Annotated in this window: 1 protein-coding gene; it reads left to right on the forward strand. The window is 36.2% G+C overall.

Translation table 11 applies throughout. The annotated features are described in order from the left end of the window. Positions 1 to 207 (forward strand): hypothetical protein (locus tag UU7_RS18795; protein WP_202946829.1); only part of this gene is annotated, 207 nt, incomplete at both ends.

Here is a 207-nt window from a genome sequence, read left to right on the forward strand (position 1 = left end):
GATAAGCTTTCTTCAATTGCTTATGCAAAACCAGCAAGCGGTTTGACACAAAACTTGACCAGAGCAAATATGAGAAAGCTTGCCAATAATAGAGGGGTTGGATGGCAAATTTCTGATGTTTTATCTGCATCGGTAACCCAAATGCTTTTCATTATTGAATATGCTTCATTCAATACACAAGCAAATATAGGTTTGGGTGTTGTAAAT

The sequence above is a fragment of the Rhodanobacter spathiphylli B39 genome (genome assembly GCF_000264295.1).
GTDB lineage: Bacteria > Pseudomonadota > Gammaproteobacteria > Xanthomonadales > Rhodanobacteraceae > Rhodanobacter > Rhodanobacter spathiphylli.